This is a genomic window from Sinomonas atrocyanea, assembly GCF_030811715.1.
Taxonomy (GTDB): Bacteria; Actinomycetota; Actinomycetes; order Actinomycetales; family Micrococcaceae; genus Sinomonas; species Sinomonas atrocyanea_A.
This window is the reverse complement of record NZ_JAUSRH010000006.1, coordinates 209836-225614: the sequence shown is the minus strand read 5'-3', so window position 1 is coordinate 225614 and position 15779 is coordinate 209836. Positions and strand designations below refer to the sequence as shown.

Annotated in this window: 17 protein-coding genes; 12 read left to right on the top strand and 5 right to left on the bottom strand. The window is 72.3% G+C overall.

Annotated features, from left to right (window positions below; all coding sequences use genetic code 11):
- The first annotated feature begins 210 nt into the window (after nt 1-210).
- The gene (locus J2W21_RS11830; protein WP_307114699.1) at nt 211-888 is read left to right on the top strand and encodes a TetR/AcrR family transcriptional regulator; all 678 of its coding nucleotides are present in this window, start codon (nt 211-213) and stop codon (nt 886-888) included.
- 135 nt (nt 889-1023) lie between these two features.
- Nucleotides 1024-1671 carry a TetR/AcrR family transcriptional regulator gene (locus J2W21_RS11825; RefSeq protein WP_307114698.1) on the top strand — a complete coding sequence of 216 codons (648 nt, stop codon included), beginning with the start codon at nt 1024-1026 and terminating at the stop codon, nt 1669-1671.
- Here the strand turns inward: J2W21_RS11825 and J2W21_RS11820 are convergent.
- A complete protein-coding gene (locus J2W21_RS11820; protein WP_307114697.1) occupies nt 1668-3122 on the bottom strand; it encodes an NAD(P)H-hydrate dehydratase in 1455 nt (484 codons plus the stop codon). The two genes, J2W21_RS11825 and J2W21_RS11820, sit on opposite strands and share 4 nt — an antisense overlap.
- A 140-nt stretch (nt 3123-3262) precedes the next feature.
- Between J2W21_RS11820 and J2W21_RS11815 the strand changes: the two genes are divergently transcribed.
- Nucleotides 3263-3670, top strand: coding sequence for a hypothetical protein (locus tag J2W21_RS11815; RefSeq protein ID WP_307114696.1), 408 nt, complete (start codon nt 3263-3265; stop codon nt 3668-3670).
- 5 nt (nt 3671-3675) lie between these two features.
- On the opposite strand, the gene J2W21_RS11810 is transcribed toward J2W21_RS11815, so the two are convergent.
- Both J2W21_RS11810 and J2W21_RS11805 read right to left on the bottom strand, forming a co-directional pair.
- Nucleotides 3676-4026 carry a holo-ACP synthase gene (locus J2W21_RS11810; RefSeq protein WP_307004395.1) on the bottom strand — a complete coding sequence of 117 codons (351 nt, stop codon included), beginning with the start codon at nt 4024-4026 and terminating at the stop codon, nt 3676-3678.
- 4 nt (nt 4027-4030) lie between these two features.
- Nucleotides 4031-5185 (bottom strand): GGDEF domain-containing protein, encoded by a 1155-nt coding sequence (locus J2W21_RS11805; RefSeq protein ID WP_307114695.1) that lies wholly within the window; start codon nt 5183-5185, stop codon nt 4031-4033.
- A gap of 124 nt (nt 5186-5309) precedes the next feature.
- Here J2W21_RS11805 and J2W21_RS11800 point away from each other — a divergent pair, with 124 nt between their 5' ends.
- From J2W21_RS11800 to J2W21_RS11780, 5 genes are read left to right on the top strand one after another with little or no spacing between them, the layout of a single operon-like run.
- The gene (locus J2W21_RS11800; protein ID WP_307114694.1) at nt 5310-5705 is read left to right on the top strand and encodes a DUF7793 family protein; all 396 of its coding nucleotides are present in this window, start codon (nt 5310-5312) and stop codon (nt 5703-5705) included.
- Entirely contained in the window at nt 5695-7251 is a 1557-nt protein-coding gene (locus J2W21_RS11795; protein ID WP_307114693.1) for a putative bifunctional diguanylate cyclase/phosphodiesterase, read from the top strand. Before J2W21_RS11800 ends, J2W21_RS11795 begins: the two co-directional genes overlap by 11 nt.
- A complete protein-coding gene (locus J2W21_RS11790; RefSeq protein ID WP_307114692.1) occupies nt 7238-8020 on the top strand; it encodes a class I SAM-dependent methyltransferase in 783 nt (260 codons plus the stop codon). The genes J2W21_RS11795 and J2W21_RS11790 overlap by 14 nt, the downstream gene beginning before the upstream one ends.
- Before the next feature lie 10 nt (nt 8021-8030).
- Nucleotides 8031-9593 carry a glycosyltransferase family 2 protein gene (locus J2W21_RS11785; protein WP_307114691.1) on the top strand — a complete coding sequence of 521 codons (1563 nt, stop codon included), beginning with the start codon at nt 8031-8033 and terminating at the stop codon, nt 9591-9593.
- On the top strand, nt 9590-9802 hold the full coding sequence (locus J2W21_RS11780) for a hypothetical protein (protein WP_307114690.1): 213 nt from the start codon (nt 9590-9592) through the stop codon (nt 9800-9802). Before J2W21_RS11785 ends, J2W21_RS11780 begins: the two co-directional genes overlap by 4 nt.
- A 62-nt stretch (nt 9803-9864) precedes the next feature.
- Here J2W21_RS11780 and J2W21_RS11775 read toward each other — a convergent pair whose 3' ends face one another.
- Nucleotides 9865-10656 carry a dioxygenase family protein gene (locus J2W21_RS11775; RefSeq protein WP_307114689.1) on the bottom strand — a complete coding sequence of 264 codons (792 nt, stop codon included), beginning with the start codon at nt 10654-10656 and terminating at the stop codon, nt 9865-9867.
- 468 nt (nt 10657-11124) lie between these two features.
- Between J2W21_RS11775 and J2W21_RS11770 the strand changes: the two genes are divergently transcribed.
- The 4 genes from J2W21_RS11770 (at nt 11125) to J2W21_RS11755 (ending at nt 13717) form a co-directional block, all read left to right on the top strand.
- Nucleotides 11125-11835, top strand: coding sequence for a hypothetical protein (locus J2W21_RS11770; protein WP_307114688.1), 711 nt, complete (start codon nt 11125-11127; stop codon nt 11833-11835).
- Nucleotides 11832-11960 carry a hypothetical protein gene (locus J2W21_RS11765; RefSeq protein ID WP_307114687.1) on the top strand — a complete coding sequence of 43 codons (129 nt, stop codon included), beginning with the start codon at nt 11832-11834 and terminating at the stop codon, nt 11958-11960. The genes J2W21_RS11770 and J2W21_RS11765 overlap by 4 nt, the downstream gene beginning before the upstream one ends.
- Before the next feature lie 193 nt (nt 11961-12153).
- Complete coding sequence (locus J2W21_RS11760) at nt 12154-12717, top strand: mycothiol transferase (protein WP_307114686.1); 564 nt, start codon at nt 12154-12156, stop codon at nt 12715-12717.
- A 64-nt stretch (nt 12718-12781) separates the two neighbouring features.
- Complete coding sequence (locus J2W21_RS11755; RefSeq protein ID WP_307114685.1) at nt 12782-13717, top strand: polysaccharide deacetylase family protein; 936 nt, start codon at nt 12782-12784, stop codon at nt 13715-13717.
- A gap of 130 nt (nt 13718-13847) precedes the next feature.
- On the opposite strand, the gene glmS is transcribed toward J2W21_RS11755, so the two are convergent.
- Nucleotides 13848-15737: a glutamine--fructose-6-phosphate transaminase (isomerizing) gene (gene glmS, locus J2W21_RS11750; protein ID WP_307114684.1), complete on the bottom strand. Its 1890-nt coding sequence runs from the start codon at nt 15735-15737 to the stop codon at nt 13848-13850.
- Nucleotides 15738-15779 lie beyond the last annotated feature (42 nt).

The following is a 15779-nucleotide window of genomic DNA, read 5'->3' as shown; positions in this document are numbered from 1 at the left end:
AACTGGCCCCTGGACTCCATCGCAGCCGACTCGGGCTCCATCACAGCTGACTCACTCACAGCGACCTACCCTCTCTGCACCGCCCTGCGGCGGCTCCCGGTGTTGATGCTGGCAACGTCTACGCTTCTCAACGAGACAGACCTGTCTGTTCCGTCAGAACGTTTATATATGAGACAGACCAGTCTGTCTACCCGTGCTACGATCCTGACCATGGTCGGTCATGAGGACGGCCGGGCCCCCGAGGCCGCGGCACGCAAACCTGCCCGCGAGCGGATCCTAGAGACCGCCTATGGGCTCTTCGCAAGACGAGGCGTACGAGACGTCGGCATCGACGAGATCATCGCCCACTCCGGAGTCGCCAAGGCGACGTTCTACCGGCACTTCCCCTCGAAGGAAGCCCTCGTGCTGGCCTACATGGACCGCTGGTACCAGGTCCGCGAGAACGCCATCGAGGAAGCCATCGCCCACGCGCACAACCCGGACGACGCGATCCTGGCCGCGTTCACCGTGCTCGACGACTGGTTCAGCCGCGGCGCGGCCGAGGTCAACACGTTCCTCCATGTGGTGATCGAATTCGGGCCCGGCCATCTTCTCGGGCGTGCCGCGATGAGGCACCTCACCGACATCCGCGAGCGCCTGTGTGCCCTCGCGGAGGCCGCGGGGCTCGAGGATCCGGTGGGCTTCGCCTGGTCCTTCCACATCCTCACCAAGGGCGCCATGGTCGCCTCCATCGAAGGCGACCAGCGGGCCGCCGCCCGCGCGCGCAAGCTCGCCCGGGCGCTCATCGACCTGCACCGGCCGGCCACCCCAGGGCGCCCCGCCCAGACCCGCGAGGACGACAAGCGCCAGATCGACCTCCGCCGCCGCGAGAAGGCCAACCAGAACTAGGGCGCGCACAGGGCCCGTCCCGCCCCCTCCCCTGCGCCCAGGCCGCCCGGCGGCCTGGGCGCCGTTTCGGTTGCGAGGGCGCCGGGAAACCTATCTCCCACGATGTCAGGAAGTTGGCAGTGGGAGGGGGCGGGCATGCATCTACCAGTCGCAGTCGCGACGATGGGTCTGGGCCTGGCGGCCCCACGGCGGGCCAGGCAGTCTTCGAGGGCACGGATCCTCTCGGCCGCCCAAGGCCTCTTCGCGACCCGGGGCATCCGGGCAGTCGGCGTGGACGAGCTGATCGCCCGCTCCGGGGTGGCGAAGTCCACGTTCTACCGGCAGTTCCGCAGCAAGGACAAGCTGGTCCTGGCCTGCCTCGAGGCCTGGGGCCGCGCCCGCGCGGGCATGGTGCGGACCGCCCGGGACAGCCACGGGAGCGGGCGGGAGGCGCTGCTCGGGATCTTCGACGACCTCGACGGCCTGATCCTCCGCGGAGACCCGCCCGGCCCCCTGGAGCGGGTGATCCTGGAGATGGGCGCCGAGCACCCCCTCAGCCGCGCCGCCGCCGAGCAGCTCGACCCGACCCTGGCCCACCTCGAGGAGATCGCCGCAGAGGCCGGGGTCGACGACCCCGCCTCGGTGGCCCGCACCCTCCAGACACTGATCTGCGGCAGCTTCGTGGCCGCCGCGGAGGGCGACCCGCGCGCCGCCGCCCGCGCCAAGGACCTCGCCGCCGTGGTGCTGCAGGCCCAAGCCGATGATGAGCTCGCAGCCAGCAGCCCGGACTCGCCGGGACCCTAGCGGCCCGAAGACCCCGCAGCCCGGCCGAGGGCGGCACGGGCCGACAGCCGTGAGACCGCCTCCCGCACGGCCGGTGCGAGCGCACCGGCGCCGAACGGCCCGGACTCGGCGGCCACGCGCCCGGCCGCCCCGTGCACGAAGGCCGCGAGCGCTGCCGCCTCCACGGGCCGGAGGTCCTGGGCCGTGGCGAGCAGCGCTCCGAGGACCCCGGTCAGCGTGTCCCCGCTGCCGGCCGTCGCAAGGTACGGGTGGCCCTCCCCCTGCACCCACGCGGTGCCGTCCGGCGCGGCGCAGACCGTGGCCGGGCCCTTCAGCAGCACCGTCACCCCCAGCCGCACCGAGGCCGCCCGCGCCCACCGCACTGGCTCCGCCTCGATCGCCTCGCGGGACGGATCCCCCAGGAGCCGCTCGAGCTCCCCCGCGTGCGGAGTGATCACCACGTGCTCCCCGGCCGACCGCTCCAGGAGCCCGAGGAGCACGTCGAGCGCGGACGCGTCCACCACCGCGGGGAGCCCGGACTCAAGGGCCACGGCCAGCGCGCGGCGCTGCGCGGCGTCGTCCGCGATCCCCGGCCCCGCCGCCCAGGCCTGCACCCGCCCCGCAGGCTCCGACGAGCCCACCACCTCCGGGTGCGCGGAGAGCACGAGCCGGCGCACGGCGTCCGGCGCCACAATCCGCACCATCCCGACGCCCGTGGCGAGCGCGCCCGCCGTGGCGAGCACCGCCGCCCCCGGGTACGGCTCCGAGCCCGCGACGAGGCCCAGGACCCCACGGGAGTACTTGTGCCAGTCGTCGCGGGGGGAGGGAAGCAGCGCGGCGGCGGCCGCGGCGTCGAGCGAGCGGACGTCCGGGGCAGGCAGGTGCGGTCCGAGGCCGATGTCCACGACCTCCACCCGGCCGGCCAGCGCCCGCCCCCGGCCCGCCAGCAGCCCCGTCTTGAGCGCGCCGAACGTCACCGTGAGGTCGGCGCGCCACACCTCGGGACCGGCGGTGCCGGTGTCCGCGTCGAGGCCGGAGGGGAGGTCGCAGGCCACCACGAGGGCGTCCGGCCGCGGGAGCGGGGGCGCATACTCGCCGGAGAAGCCGGTGCCGAGCACCGCGTCAACCACGATGTCGGCCTCCTCGAGGCGTTCTGTGACGCGCCCGCCGGCCCGTGTGAAGGCCGCGAGGCCCTCGGGGTGGGCCCTCCCGCCCGTGAGCACGGCGGTGGCCCGGGCCCCCCGGCGCGCCAGCTCGGCCAGGGCGAACAGCGCGTCCCCGCCGTTGTTGCCCTTCCCAATGAGCGCCGCCACCCGGGCCCCCGCCACCCGGCCGCGCTCCCGCCGGATCAGGCGGACGACGGCGAGTGCGAGCCCGTGCGCGGCCCTCGCCATGAGTTCGGGGCCTCGCCCGGCGTCGAGGAGCGGCGTCTCCGCCGCGCGGACCTGTGTTCCGGTGAAGGCCTCGGTCATGGGGCGATTGTAATGAGGGACACCGGGCTGGTTGTGCTCCGCCATCGAATGTAGAATCAACGAGGCATTACCGTTTTCAGTCCCGGTAATGCAAGTCATAACTCACTCCGCGTTGGGCGGGGCATCGGTGGGGGGCATTGATGGGGGACTTTCTGGACCGCAGGGCTCGGATCTCTGCGATCGTCGCGGCGGCCGTGATCCTGGCCTCGGCAGTGGCAGCGGCCCTGTCCGAGGAGATCGGGCTCATCGTCTGGGCCGGCAGCGGGGTGCTCGGCCTCGTGTACGGCTTCGCCGTGGTGTGGTCCGTCAGGCGGCCGTCTCGGGCACACGCTGCCTCCCCTGCGGTCTCCTCCAATGCAGCCGTCGCCGTCGATGCCTCCGCGCAGGCGGTGGCCGCCGCCGAGCAGGTGCTCGCGGGCGCGGTCTCCGACGCCGCGGCGCCGTCGGCTCCGGCGCGCCCGGCGCCGACGTCCTCCGGCCGCCTTGCGGGCGGCTTCCCGACCTCGGCGGGCCACTCGGGCGTCGTCGCCCAGCCGGCCTCGGCCTGACCGGGTCAGCGTTCGGCGACGACCATCGCGGTGGCGATCCCGCCGTCATGGCTCATGCTCAGGTGCCAAGAGCGCACCCCGCGCTCCTCGGCGACGGCGAGCACGGTGCCCTTGACCTGGATCTCGGGGCCCGCGGGGCCCAGGCCGATCCAGCAGTCCTGCCAGTTCATGCCCGCCGGGGCGCCGAGGACCTTGGCCACGGCCTCCTTCGCGGCGAAGCGCGCGGCCAGGGACCGGACGTGCAGCTCGCGCTCCGCGGGCACGAACAGCCGGTCCCGCAGGCCCGGGGTCCGCTCCAGCTGACGCTCGAACCGTGCGATGTCCACGACGTCCACGCCGATGCCGATGATAGCCATGCGGCTACTCTATCGGGGCCGCGCCGCTGACCATCACGCAGTTCCGCCCGGCCGACTTCGCGCCGTACAGGGCCGCGTCCGCGCTCGCGATGAGCGCCCCGAGGTCATCCCCGTGCACCGCGCTGTCCGCCACCCCGAAGCTCGCCGTCGGCACGGTGTGCCCGTCGAGGAGGATGCGCTGGGCGGAGAGGACGAACTGGATGCGCTCGGCGACCGCCACGCCGTCGGCCGCCGACGAGCCGGCGAGCGCCATGATGAACTCCTCGCCGCCGAACCGGCCCACGAGGTCCCGCGAGCGCACCGACTGCCGGCAGGCCACGCCGAAGGCGCGGATCACCTCGTCCCCGGTCAGATGGCCGAAGTCGTCGTTGATCGACTTGAACTTGTCCAGGTCCGCCATGATCACCGTGACCACAGTGCCCTGCTCGTGCGCCCTGCCGAGCATCTCCCCCGCCCGGCGCATGAACTCGGTGCGGTTCAGCAGGCCGGTGAGCGCGTCCTTCGTGGCGAGCTGCTGGAAGTGGGCCGTGCGGGTGGCGCTGTTGAGCGCGGCCAGGCTCGTGGCGGCGGCCACAATGAGCACGATCGCCGCCAGCAGCGAGAAGCCCTGCCCGAAGATCGCCTTGAAGGCCGGGCTGGCGCCGCCCAGGGCCGCCAGGGCGATGGCCCGGACCAGGTCGTACACGCCGGTGATCACCGCGATCACTGCGAAGTTCCGGGCCGTCCGCCACGGCACGGTGCGCTGGCGCCGCAGCTCGACGAAGATCGCCGCGCAGAACAGGCCGGAGAGCAGCAGGAGCACCACGGCTCCCCACATGTAAGGGTCGAGGAAGCGGGCGACGAATCCGACGAGCCCGGTGGCCAGGACCCCGAGCACGAGGTACACGGCGGGCGTTTCCGGGTCGCGGAGACGGCGCACGCCGGCCCACATGGACGCCACGCCCATCACCATGAGGCCCTGGCCGATGAGGCTGACCACCGCCACACCGCCGTCGTTGAGGATGCCGGCGGCACACAGCGTCGCGAGGGCGAGGCACCACCACCGGGCCGGCCCCGTGGGATTCGCCCGGTACGCATCGAAGTAGAACAGCACGAGCACGCACAGCGAGACGACCGCCATCACGACGGTGAGCGTGCCCAGGTCCAGAGCGACCCCCACAGTGTTCCTCCCCGTGCCCGTAAGCGGGCACCTCCCGTGGGCCCAGCGTACCGGCCGCCGGGCAGGGCCCGGGGTATGCTCCCAACGTGGCGCCGCCGCGGCGCCTGGACGTGAGAGGAGCGGCGTGGATCCCCAGCAGAGCCCCAACGGGACCGACTCGGGCATCAGCTCGCTCTCCTTCGACGATTCCGGCGTGCTCCGCCTCGTGTGGGAGCGCGGTGTGGACATCGACGCGCCCCAGGCCGAGGCCGCCATGGCCCGCGTCAACGAGGCCGCCGGGCAGGGCCGCGTCCCGCTCCTGATCGACATGGCCACGACCTCCTCCGTGAGCCGCTCGGCCCGGGCCGTGTTCGCCCGGCCCTGCGCGGCGGCCGCGATCGCCCTGCTCGGCGCCTCTGCCGTGGACCGCGTGCTCGCCAACTTCTTCCTCGGCGTCAACAAGGCACCGTGCCCCACCAAGTTCTTCACCGACGAGGACCGCGCCCGGGCCTGGCTTGCGGAGGCCGCCGATGGCAGCTGAGCCGGCGGACGACAGGCTCGAGAAGCTCATCGACCTGATCGTGCGGCTCTCGGCCGGAGACCTCTCCCAGCGGATGGAGACCTCCCCCGCACGCGACTCCATCGACGCCGTCACCACGGGCATCAACCTCCTCGCCGAGGAGCTCGAGACCCTGTACGACCAGCTCGAGGCCCGCATCGCCCACCGCACCGAGCTGCTCGAGCGCGCCCAGGAGGAGCTGCGCCGCCTCGTCGACACGGACGAGCTGACCGGCCTCGCCAGCCGCCGGTGCGTGCGCGAGCGGATCGACGCCGCCCTGCAGACGGCCGACGACGGCGGGCTGGCCGCCGTCGTCATCCTCGCCCTGCGCGGGTTCCGGCTCATCAACGACACCTTCGGCCACTCGGCCGGCGACGCCGTGCTCGTCGAGGTGGCCCAGCGGCTCCGGGCCGCGGTGGGGGACGCCGGGGGCGACGGGCACCTCGTGGGCCGGCTGGGCGGCGACGAGTTCGCGGTGCTCGTGACCGGGCAGGACGCGGAGGGCGTGCTCTGGACCGCCCGGACCGTCCTCGACACGCTCAAGGAGCGTGTCCTGGTCAACGGCATCCAGGTCAGCCTGCGCGGCAACGTCGGCATCCGGTACGCCGAGCGGCACCTGGCGGTCGAGGAGATGCTGCGCGACGCGGACGCCGCGCTCGAGGCCGGCAAGGCCAAGGGCCACGGGGGCATCAGCGTGTTCAACCCCGCCATGCACGAGGTCGTCGCCCAGCGCGTGCGCGTCGCGGCCGACCTGCGGGCCGCCTTCTCCAGGGGCGAGATCGAGGTCTTCTACCAGCCGATCGTCGGGCTCGCCGACGCGACCCTCGCGGGCGCCGAGGCCCTCGTGCGCTGGCGCCACCCCGTCCGGGGTCTGCTGCCGCCGTCCACCTTCCTCGACGTCGCCGAGGACGCCGGGCTCATGGTCGAGCTCGGCCGCTGCGTGCTGACCCAGGTGGTCGAGGCCGCGGGCGAGTGGGCCCGCGACCCCGGCCTGCCCGAGCACTTCAGCCTGCACGTGAACATCTCCCCTGCCGAGCTCGCCCACGGGGACCTCACGGCCCACATCCGCAGGCTGCTGGACGACGCCGGCCTGCCCGGCCCGCGGCTGACGGTGGAGATCACCGAGTCCGCCATCATGACCGGCGGCCCCGACACACGCCAGACCCTGCGCTCCCTCGGGGAACTCGGCGTGCCCATCGAGATCGACGACTTCGGCACCGGCTACTCCTCCATCAGCTACCTCCGCACCCTTCCCGCGGTGCGGGCCAAGATCGACAAGTCGCTCGTCGACACCATCGCGAGCGACCCGACCCAGGTCGCGTTCGTCGACGCGATCGTGCGGCTCATCCACGCTGCCGGGCTCACCGTGGTCGCCGAGGGCATCGAGGAAGAGGCCCAGGCCAGGCTCCTGCGCGAGCTGGGCTGCGAGTACGGCCAGGGCTACCTCTTCGCCCGGCCCATGCCAGCCGCCGACCTGGCCCTGCTCCTGCGGGCCGTGCAGGAAGGAGACCATGATGCCCCTCGGTGACAGCATCCGGCTCGCCTCCCGCGTGGCCGTCCTCTCCGGCAAGGTCCCGCGCAGCCCCTCCACCGCGTGGGAGCGGTTCTGGGCGGGCATCGCCGAGGGCAGCCTCCCCGAGGACGTGCTCTGGGAGGGCGACCCGCGCTCGGAGGCCACCGAACACGTGGCCCGCGGGATTGACCACCTCGACGCCTCCCTGCCCCTGGTGGACGTGGGCTGCGGCTCCGGGTGGCTCTCCGCCGCCCTCGCCGGGGCGTTCCCCCGCGTGCTCGGTGTCGATGCCTCCGCCGCCGCCGTGGACCTCGCCGCCAGGCACCACGGGGATCCGGGGCGCGTCGACTTCCTCGCAGCCGACGCGACTGATCCCGAGACCAGCGCGCGGCTCCACGGGGAGCTCGGGGACGCGAACGCCGTCGTGCGCGGGGTGCTCCACGTCCTCACCCCCGCCAGGCAGCGGGCCCTCGCCGCGGGCCTCCGCACACTGGTGGGGGCGCGGGGACGGGTGTACCTCGTCGAGACGAACGTTCCCGGGGGCGGGCTCGGCTACCTTCGCGCCCTCGGGGCGAGCGGCGAGTCCATCCCGCCGCCGCTCGCGCAGGCCATCCGCACCCTGCCGCAGCCCGGGCACTTCGGTCCGGCCGAGCGCGCGAGGGCCTTCCCGGAGGAGCAGTGGCGGCTCGAGGCGGACGGCTCGACGGCCCTGGCGCTCGCGCTGCCGGCGGACGGGAGCCACCTCCGCGTCCCGGCCTACTGGGCCGTCACTTCGGCCCGGTAGCATGCGCGCCATGGGGAGATGGTTCCAGAGGCTCGTAGGCCTCCTGATCGTCGCGGCCGTGACCGGCGCCGCGCTCCTGCTGTGGTGGGGGGTGGCCGCGAGCCAGCCGCCGCCGCTCTGGCAGCCCGCCGAGGTCTCGATCGCGGGGGTATGGGACGTCTTCTACGACGCCCACGCGCCGCACTGGCGCGTGGTCCTGGCCGCCGTGGCCGCGGCGATCCTGCTCGGGGCCGGCGTCGCGCTCGTGGACCGGGCGATCGCCACGCGCGCGCGCCGGGCCTCCGCGCACGTGCGGGCCAGGCCGCTCGCGCCGAAGACCATCATGGCCGCCACCCGCGGCGTCTTCGCCGGGCCCGTGACCGTCACCGTCCTCATCCCCGCGCACAACGAGGAGGCCTCGCTGCCCGCGACGCTCGCCTCGCTCGACGCGCAGGCCCTCCGCCCGGACCGAGTGATCGTGGTGGCGGACAACTGCACCGACCGCACCCCCGAGATCGCGCGGTCAGCCGGCGCCGAGGTCTTCATCACCCGCGGCAACACGGACAAGAAGGGCGGGGCGCTCAACCAGGCGCTGCGCACCCTGCTGCCCGGGCTCGGCGGCAACGACGTGGTCATGGTGATGGACGCGGACACCAAGCTGGGCGGCCAGTTCCTCGCCGAGGCCGTGCGGCGGTTCACGGACGACCGCGCCCTCGTCGCCGTGGGCGGCCTCTTCTACGGCGAGGAGGGGCACGGCCTGATCGGCCAGTTCCAGCGCAACGAGTACATCCGCTACTCGCGCGAGATCCGCCGGCGCCGCGGGCGCGTGTTCGTCCTGACCGGCACGGCGTCCGTGTTCCGGCCCGTGGCCCTGCGGGCCGTCGCCGACGCCCGCGGCACCCAGCTCCCGGGCCGGCACGGCGACGTGTACGACACCGCCGCGCTCACGGAGGACAACGAGCTGACGATCGCGCTCAAGTCCCTCGGCGCGCTCATGGTCTCCCCGCCCGAGTGCACGGTGGAGACCGAACTCATGCCCACGTGGCGGATGCTCTGGGCGCAGCGGCTGCGCTGGCAGCGCGGCGCGCTCGAGAACCTCGGCGCCTACGGGGTCACGCCCCAGACCGCGCGGTACTGGTTCCAGCAGCTCGGGATCGGCTACAGCGTGATCGCCCTCGGGACCTACCTTTTCCTCATCGCCCTGATGGCCCTGTCCATGGACACCTGGATCTGGTTCCCGTTCTGGCTCGGACTCGGGTTCTGGTTCACGCTCGAGCGGCTCGTCACCGCGTGGGGCGGGGGCTGGCGGGCCCGGATCCTCGCCGCCTGCCTGTTCCCCGAGCTGGTCTTCGACATGTTCCTCAACGTCGTCTACCTCAAGGGGATCGCGGACATCACCGCGGGGCGGAAGGCCGCGTGGAAGCACCTCGTGCGGCCGGCGGAGGCCGGGGCTGGTGCCGCTGCTGCTCCTGCTCCTGCTCCTGCTCCTGCCGTACCCGCTGCTGCTGGTATTCCCGCCTTACCCGCCGGTCCTGCTGTTGCTGGGGTTCCTTCCATACCCGCTGCTCCCGCTGCCGAGGAGACCCCGCGATGAACCCTGTCCGCGTCCCACTGGGCATCCTGTTCGACGAGTCGATCCTGCAGAGCCCGTTCGTCAACGTGCTCGCGACGTTCGTGGCCCTCAACACGCTCATGTACGCGGTGCTCGCGGTGTCCCGCGTGCTCCCGCGCCCCCGCCTGCGCTGGCGGCGCCGGTACCAGCGGGCCGAGACCCGCAGCATCTACCCCGACGGGCGCGTGTAGGGTCCGGATGCTCGGGGGCGCCTTCGGCGGGTCGCGGGTCGCGGCGCTCCTTCTGCAGTGACCTAGGTGAGGGTCCAAGACCTCTTGGACAGCCCGAACCAGAAGCCCTCGATCGCAGTCTCCGCGTCGATCCCGCCCGACTCCGAGGCCGCGCCGAGGGCCACATACAGCGGGGCCCAGTGCTCCGAGCGCGGGTGCGCCTCGCGGGCGGCCGGGGCCTTGTGGATGAAGTCGAGGATGGAGTCCACGTCGCCGCGGGACATGGCTTCCTCGGCCCAGTGGTCGAACTCGGAGGACGCTGCGGGCGGGGCCACGTCGGCGCCGGCGCGCGGGTTGAACCAGCGCAGGTTGTGGGTGGTGAAACCGGAGCCCACGATCAGCGTCCCACGGTCGCGCAGCGGCGCCAGGGTCCTGCCCAGCTCGAACAGGCCTCGCGGATCCAGGGTCGGCATCGACATCTGCACCACCGGGACGTCCGCTCCCGGGAAGAGCTCCTTGAGCGGGACGTACGCGCCGTGGTCGAGGCCACGGGCCTCATCGCGCTCCACATGGTGGCCGTGCTGGGAGGTCAGCCGGGCCACCTCGTTCGCGAGCTCGGGAGCGAGCGGGGCCTCGTAGCGCACGTCGTAGTACTTCTGCGGGAAGCCCCAGAAGTCGTAGACGAGCTCCTGCGGGCGCTCGGTCGCACTCAGGGTCACCGGCGCGTTCTCCCAGTGCGCCGAGACCATGAGGATGTCCTTGGGCTTGGCGAACGTGCTCGACCACTCGTGAAGCTGGCGGGTCCACGTGGCGTCGTCGGCGAGCGGTGGCGCGCCGTGGCTGAGGAACAGGACGGGGGGCTGGGCTGCGGTCATGCATCCAGCATAAGGGCATTTAGTTGATACTTCAAGTAAAATCCGACCGCGCCCCTCCGCTCCATATCCCGTCCCCGCCCGCTCCGACCTCCGCCCCGCTCCAGCCTCCAGCCCGGCAGTCGAGCAATTCTGCTCATGGTCGGCGCGGGCCTCGGCGTGGCTGCGCTCGACGCGCCGCACGGCCAGGTGCCGCTCCCAGCTCGGTGAGCAGAACCGTACGTCTGCTCCCCAATGTCGCCCAGTCCCGGCAGCACGGCGCCAACAACGGTTCTGCTCACCGTCCCGCCGAGGCCCCGCGCGTCCGAACCAACACGCCGCCGATGCCCACTACCAAGCCCATCTCGGTGAGCAAGATCGCCCGCACATGACCGCTCCCCCCTGTCCCCCACGCAGAGCGGATCGGGGGCGTCGTCCACATAGCGCGAATGCGCTCGCCCAGCCCGGCCACCTGAGGACTGAAGTGGAGGGATGGATCCCATCGACTACCTCAGATCACTGGGCGGCGTTGCCCGTACGGGAGCATTGCTCCGCGCGGGCTTCACCAGACGTGAGATCGGATCGCTCGAAGGGCGTGCGCGCAGGCCCCGCAAAGGACTCTGGGCATTGCCGGATGCGAATCCCGACTTCCTGTTCGCCCTCATGCGTGACGGCCTCATCACCTGCGGCTCGGCCGCGAGCTATCACGGCCTGTGGATCCGATCCGCCCCCGACCGCCGGCATCTCGCCACCCGCCATGCGCGGGCCCAAGGCTGCGTGAGCCACCGGAAGCTGCTCTTTCCCCCACACCACGAGTTGCCCCTCGTGTCGGTGGAGGACGCGTTGATCCACGCCCTGGGCTGCATGGACGCGCCCCAGGCAGTCAGCATGGTGGAATCTGCTGCGAGAGCCGGACGCGTGAAGCGCGAGACGCTCTGGACCGCACTCGACAGCCGGTCCGACGCTCGCGCCCGGAAGGTGCTCGCCCAGGTCATCTTCGACACGGACAGGCAGGCCCAGTCCCAGCCAGAGGTCGAAGCCAGGCTGCTCTTCCTCGCACAGGGGTGGGAGGTCGAAACTCAGGTCTGGCTCCCCGGCGTCGGCACCGTGGACTTCAGGATCGAGCGCGTCCTGCCCGTTGAGATCGACGGCTTCAGTACCACGGTGACCGGAAGTCGTTCGCCAAGGACCGCTACCGCATGAACGCCGCCCTCCTCCAAGGCCAGCCGACATTGCGCTACCTGCCGGAGCGCATCTGGTACGACCGCCAATCCGTGGTCGATGAGATCGCGCGGGTCCTCGAGCTCTGGCCTCACTTCCTGCCATGAGTGCCGAAGAGTCCAATGCCTCCGAGCGATGGTGCTCACGCCCGCACGCCACCCCGGCGCGTTTCCGCATGACACGCCCCGCAACTCGGCGACCACGGAACGAGCATGAGCAGAATCGCACAGCAGGAGGGGACATGCTCCCTGCGCGCCCGCCACTCCCGGACCCCGGCGCGCGGGGAATAGGGTGGGCCGCATGACTGCAGACCAGAACTGGGCCACGGACATCCTGCTGGACGGCTTCGGCAGGGTGCAGGAATCGGTGGAGCACGTGCTCCTGGGCCTCTCCCCCGCACAGCTGCTCCAGCGCCCCGGCCCCCACGCCAACCACGTCGCCTGGCTCGTGTGGCACCTGACCCGCGTGGAGGACGACCACATCGCCGCCCTCGCCCACGTCCTCGAGGGCAACGAGCCGCCCAAGGCCCGAACCCGCGAGGTCCCTCCCGGGCAGCTGTGGCCCCAGTGGCGCGAGCGGTTCGCCCTGCCGTACGGGGACTGGGCCACCGGCTACGGACAGTCGAGCGAGGAGGTCGGCGCCTTCCCGGCCGTGGACGCCGAGGTGCTGCGCGGCTACCACGATGCCGTCCATGCCCGGATCACCGAGGTCGTCAAGGGCCTGCAGCCCGAGGACCTCGGCCGCGTCGTCGACGAGCGCTGGTCCCCGCCGGTCACCGCGGCCGTGCGCCTCGTGAGCCTGCTCAACGACGCGACCCAGCACGTGGGCCAGGCCGCCTACGTGCGGGGCCTCGTGCTCGGCTGAGCCGACCAAAGTCCCTCGCGCCCCGGCACCCGCGGGCGTACCGTCATGACCGAGGGGGTTGCACATGGCGGCACTCGGCAGGCGACGGCTCACGATCATCATCGTGGCGGCGGTGGTGCTTGTCCTCGCCGCGACGGCCCTCGTGATCGTCCTGACCCGCTCGACCTCGCAGCCGACGCCGGCCGCCCCACCTGCCGCGTCCGGCTCGCCGACCGCGTCCCCCACCGCATCGACCCCGACGGGATCCGCCTCGCCGGTCCCGACGTCCGGCCGCCCGTCCACGCCCGGCGCCCCGCCGACGTCGTCCGCGCCGCCCAAGCAGCCCACCGCGACGGCCCGGCCGCCGCTGCCCCCGATGGCGCTGCCGCCGAACCTGCGCGGGCAGGACATCGAGCGGATCCCCACCCAGGACAAGGTCGTGGCCCTCACGTTCGACGCGGGCGCCAACGACGCAGGCCTGGCCTCCATCCTCTCGACCCTCGCGGCGCAGCACGTGCCCGCGACCTTCTTCCTCACGGGCGCGTGGGCCAAGGCCCACCCCGCGGACGTCGCCCAGATTGCGGCCGGCGGCCACCGGGTCGGCAACCACTCGATGACCCACCCCGACATGACCACGCTGACGGACGCGCAGATCGCCGCGGAGCTGTCCTCGGCGCAGGCGGCCATCCGGGCCGACGGCGTGGACCCGCGGCCGTTCTTCCGCTTCCCCTCCGGCGCCCGCAATGCCCGCACCATCGCCGCCGTGAACGCGAGCGGGTACGCGGCGATCCGCTGGACCGTCGACTCCCTCGGCTGGCAGGGCACCGTGGGCGGCACGCGCGGTGCGCCGTCGGTGATCCAGCGGGTGATGAACGCGATCCAGCCGGGCGAGATCGTGCTCATGCACGTCGGCTCCAACCCCGACGACGGCTCGACCCTCGACGCCGCCGCCCTCCCCGGCATCATCGACCAGATGCGCACGGAGGGCTACACCTTCGTCACGCTCGACGCCCTGATCTGACCTGGTCGCCCGCGGCGGACGACGACGGCCGGTCACCTCCCAGCGGAACGTGACCGGCCGTCGTCGTACGTCAGAGCCTGCGTACCCGAAAGCCCGAAAAGGCGACGAGATGCGTACCCGGAACGGGGGGCTACTCCACCGTGACGGACTTGGCGAGGTTGCGCGGCTGGTCCACGTCGTAGCCCTTCGCGGAGGCAAGCTCGGCGGCGAAGATCTGCAGCGGGACCGTGGTCAGCAGCGGCATGAGCAGCGGCGGGGTCTGCGGGACGTAGAAGACGTACTCGGCGTACGCGCGCACGGCCTCGTCCCCCTCCTCCGCGATCACGAGGGTGCGGGCACCGCGGGCGCGGACCTCCTGGATGTTGGAGACCACCTTGGCGTGCAGCGAGTCGCGGCCCTGCGGCGACGGGACCACCACGAACACGGGCTGGCCCTCGTCGATCAGCGCGATCGGGCCGTGCTTGAGCTCGCCGGCGGCGAAGCCCTCGGCGTGGATGTACGCGATCTCCTTGAGCTTCAGCGCGCCCTCGAGGGCCACCGGGTAGCCCACGTGGCGGCCCAGGAACAGCACGGACTTCTCGTCCTTCATGCTGCGGGCGAGCTCGCGCAGCGGCCCGGCGGCGTCCAGGACGGTCTGGATCTTCTCCGGGATCTTGTTCAGGTCCGCGAGGACGTCCCTGATCTGGCCGGAGAAGATGTTCCCGCGCAGCTGGGCGAGGTACAGGCCGAGGAGGTACGCGGCGGTGATCTGGGCCAGGAACGCCTTGGTCGAGGCGACGGCGATCTCGGGGCCCGCGTGCGTGTAGAGGACGGCGTCGGACTCGCGCGGGATCGTGGAGCCGTTCGTGTTGCAGATCGAGACCGTCTTGGCGCCCTGCTCGCGGGCGTAGCGCACGGCCATGAGGGTGTCCATGGTCTCGCCGGACTGGCTGATGGACACGACCAGGGTGTGGGCGTCCACGATCGGCTCGCGGTAGCGGAACTCGTGCGCGAGCTCCACCTCGGTGGGGATCCGGCACCACTTCTCGATCGCGTACTTGGCCACGAGGCCCGCGTAGGCGGCGGTGCCGCACGCGAGGACGATGATCTTGTTGACCTTCTTGAGCTCCTCCGGATCGATGCGCAGCTCGTCGAGGACGAGGCGGCCGGAGGCGTCGGAGCGGCCCAGGAGGGTGTCGTGCACGGCGGCGGGCTGGTCGTTGATCTCCTTCTCCATGAAGGAGTTGAACCCGCCCTTCTCCGCCGAGGCCGCGTCCCACGAGACCTCGAACTCCTTGCCGCTCGCGGGGGCGCCGAAGAAGTCGGTCACCTCGAACGAGTCCGGGGTGATGGTGACGATCTGGTCCTGGCCGAGCTCGACGGCACGGCGGGTGTAGTCGATGAAGCCGGAGACGTCGGAGCCGAGGAAGTTCTCCCCCTCGCCGAGGCCGACGACGAGCGGCGAGTTCCGCCGGGCCGCCACCACGGTGCCGGGCTGCTCCGCGTGCACGGCCAGCAGGGTGAACGCGCCCTCGAGCCGCTGGCAGGCGAGCTGCATCGCGCGGGTGATGTCGCCGTCGGCCTCGCCGCGGTAGTAGTCGCCGATCAGGGCCGCGGCGACCTCCGTGTCCGTCTCGGAGAGGAACGGGACGCCCTTCGCGGCCAGCTCGGCCTTGAGGGAGGCGTAGTTCTCGATGATGCCGTTGTGGATGACGGCGAGGCGGCCACCGTCCGCCAGGTGCGGGTGCGCGTTGGCGTCCGTGGGGCCGCCGTGGGTGGCCCAGCGGGTGTGCCCGATCCCGGTGACGCTCTCGGGAAGGGGCCGCTCGGCGAGCTCCTTCTCGAGGTTCTTCAGCTTCCCGGCCTTCTTCCGGGACTCGATGGCCCCGTCCGCGACGACGGCCACGCCCGCGGAGTCATAGCCGCGGTACTCGAGGCGCCGCAGGCCTTCGATCACGACATCAAGGGCACTGTGACTGCTGTTGCCATCCGCGGCTGCGAGCGCGCGGGCGGTACCGACATAGCCGACGATTCCACACATGCGTCACATCCTACCGGCGCGCCCGGACGGTGGCTGAGCCGA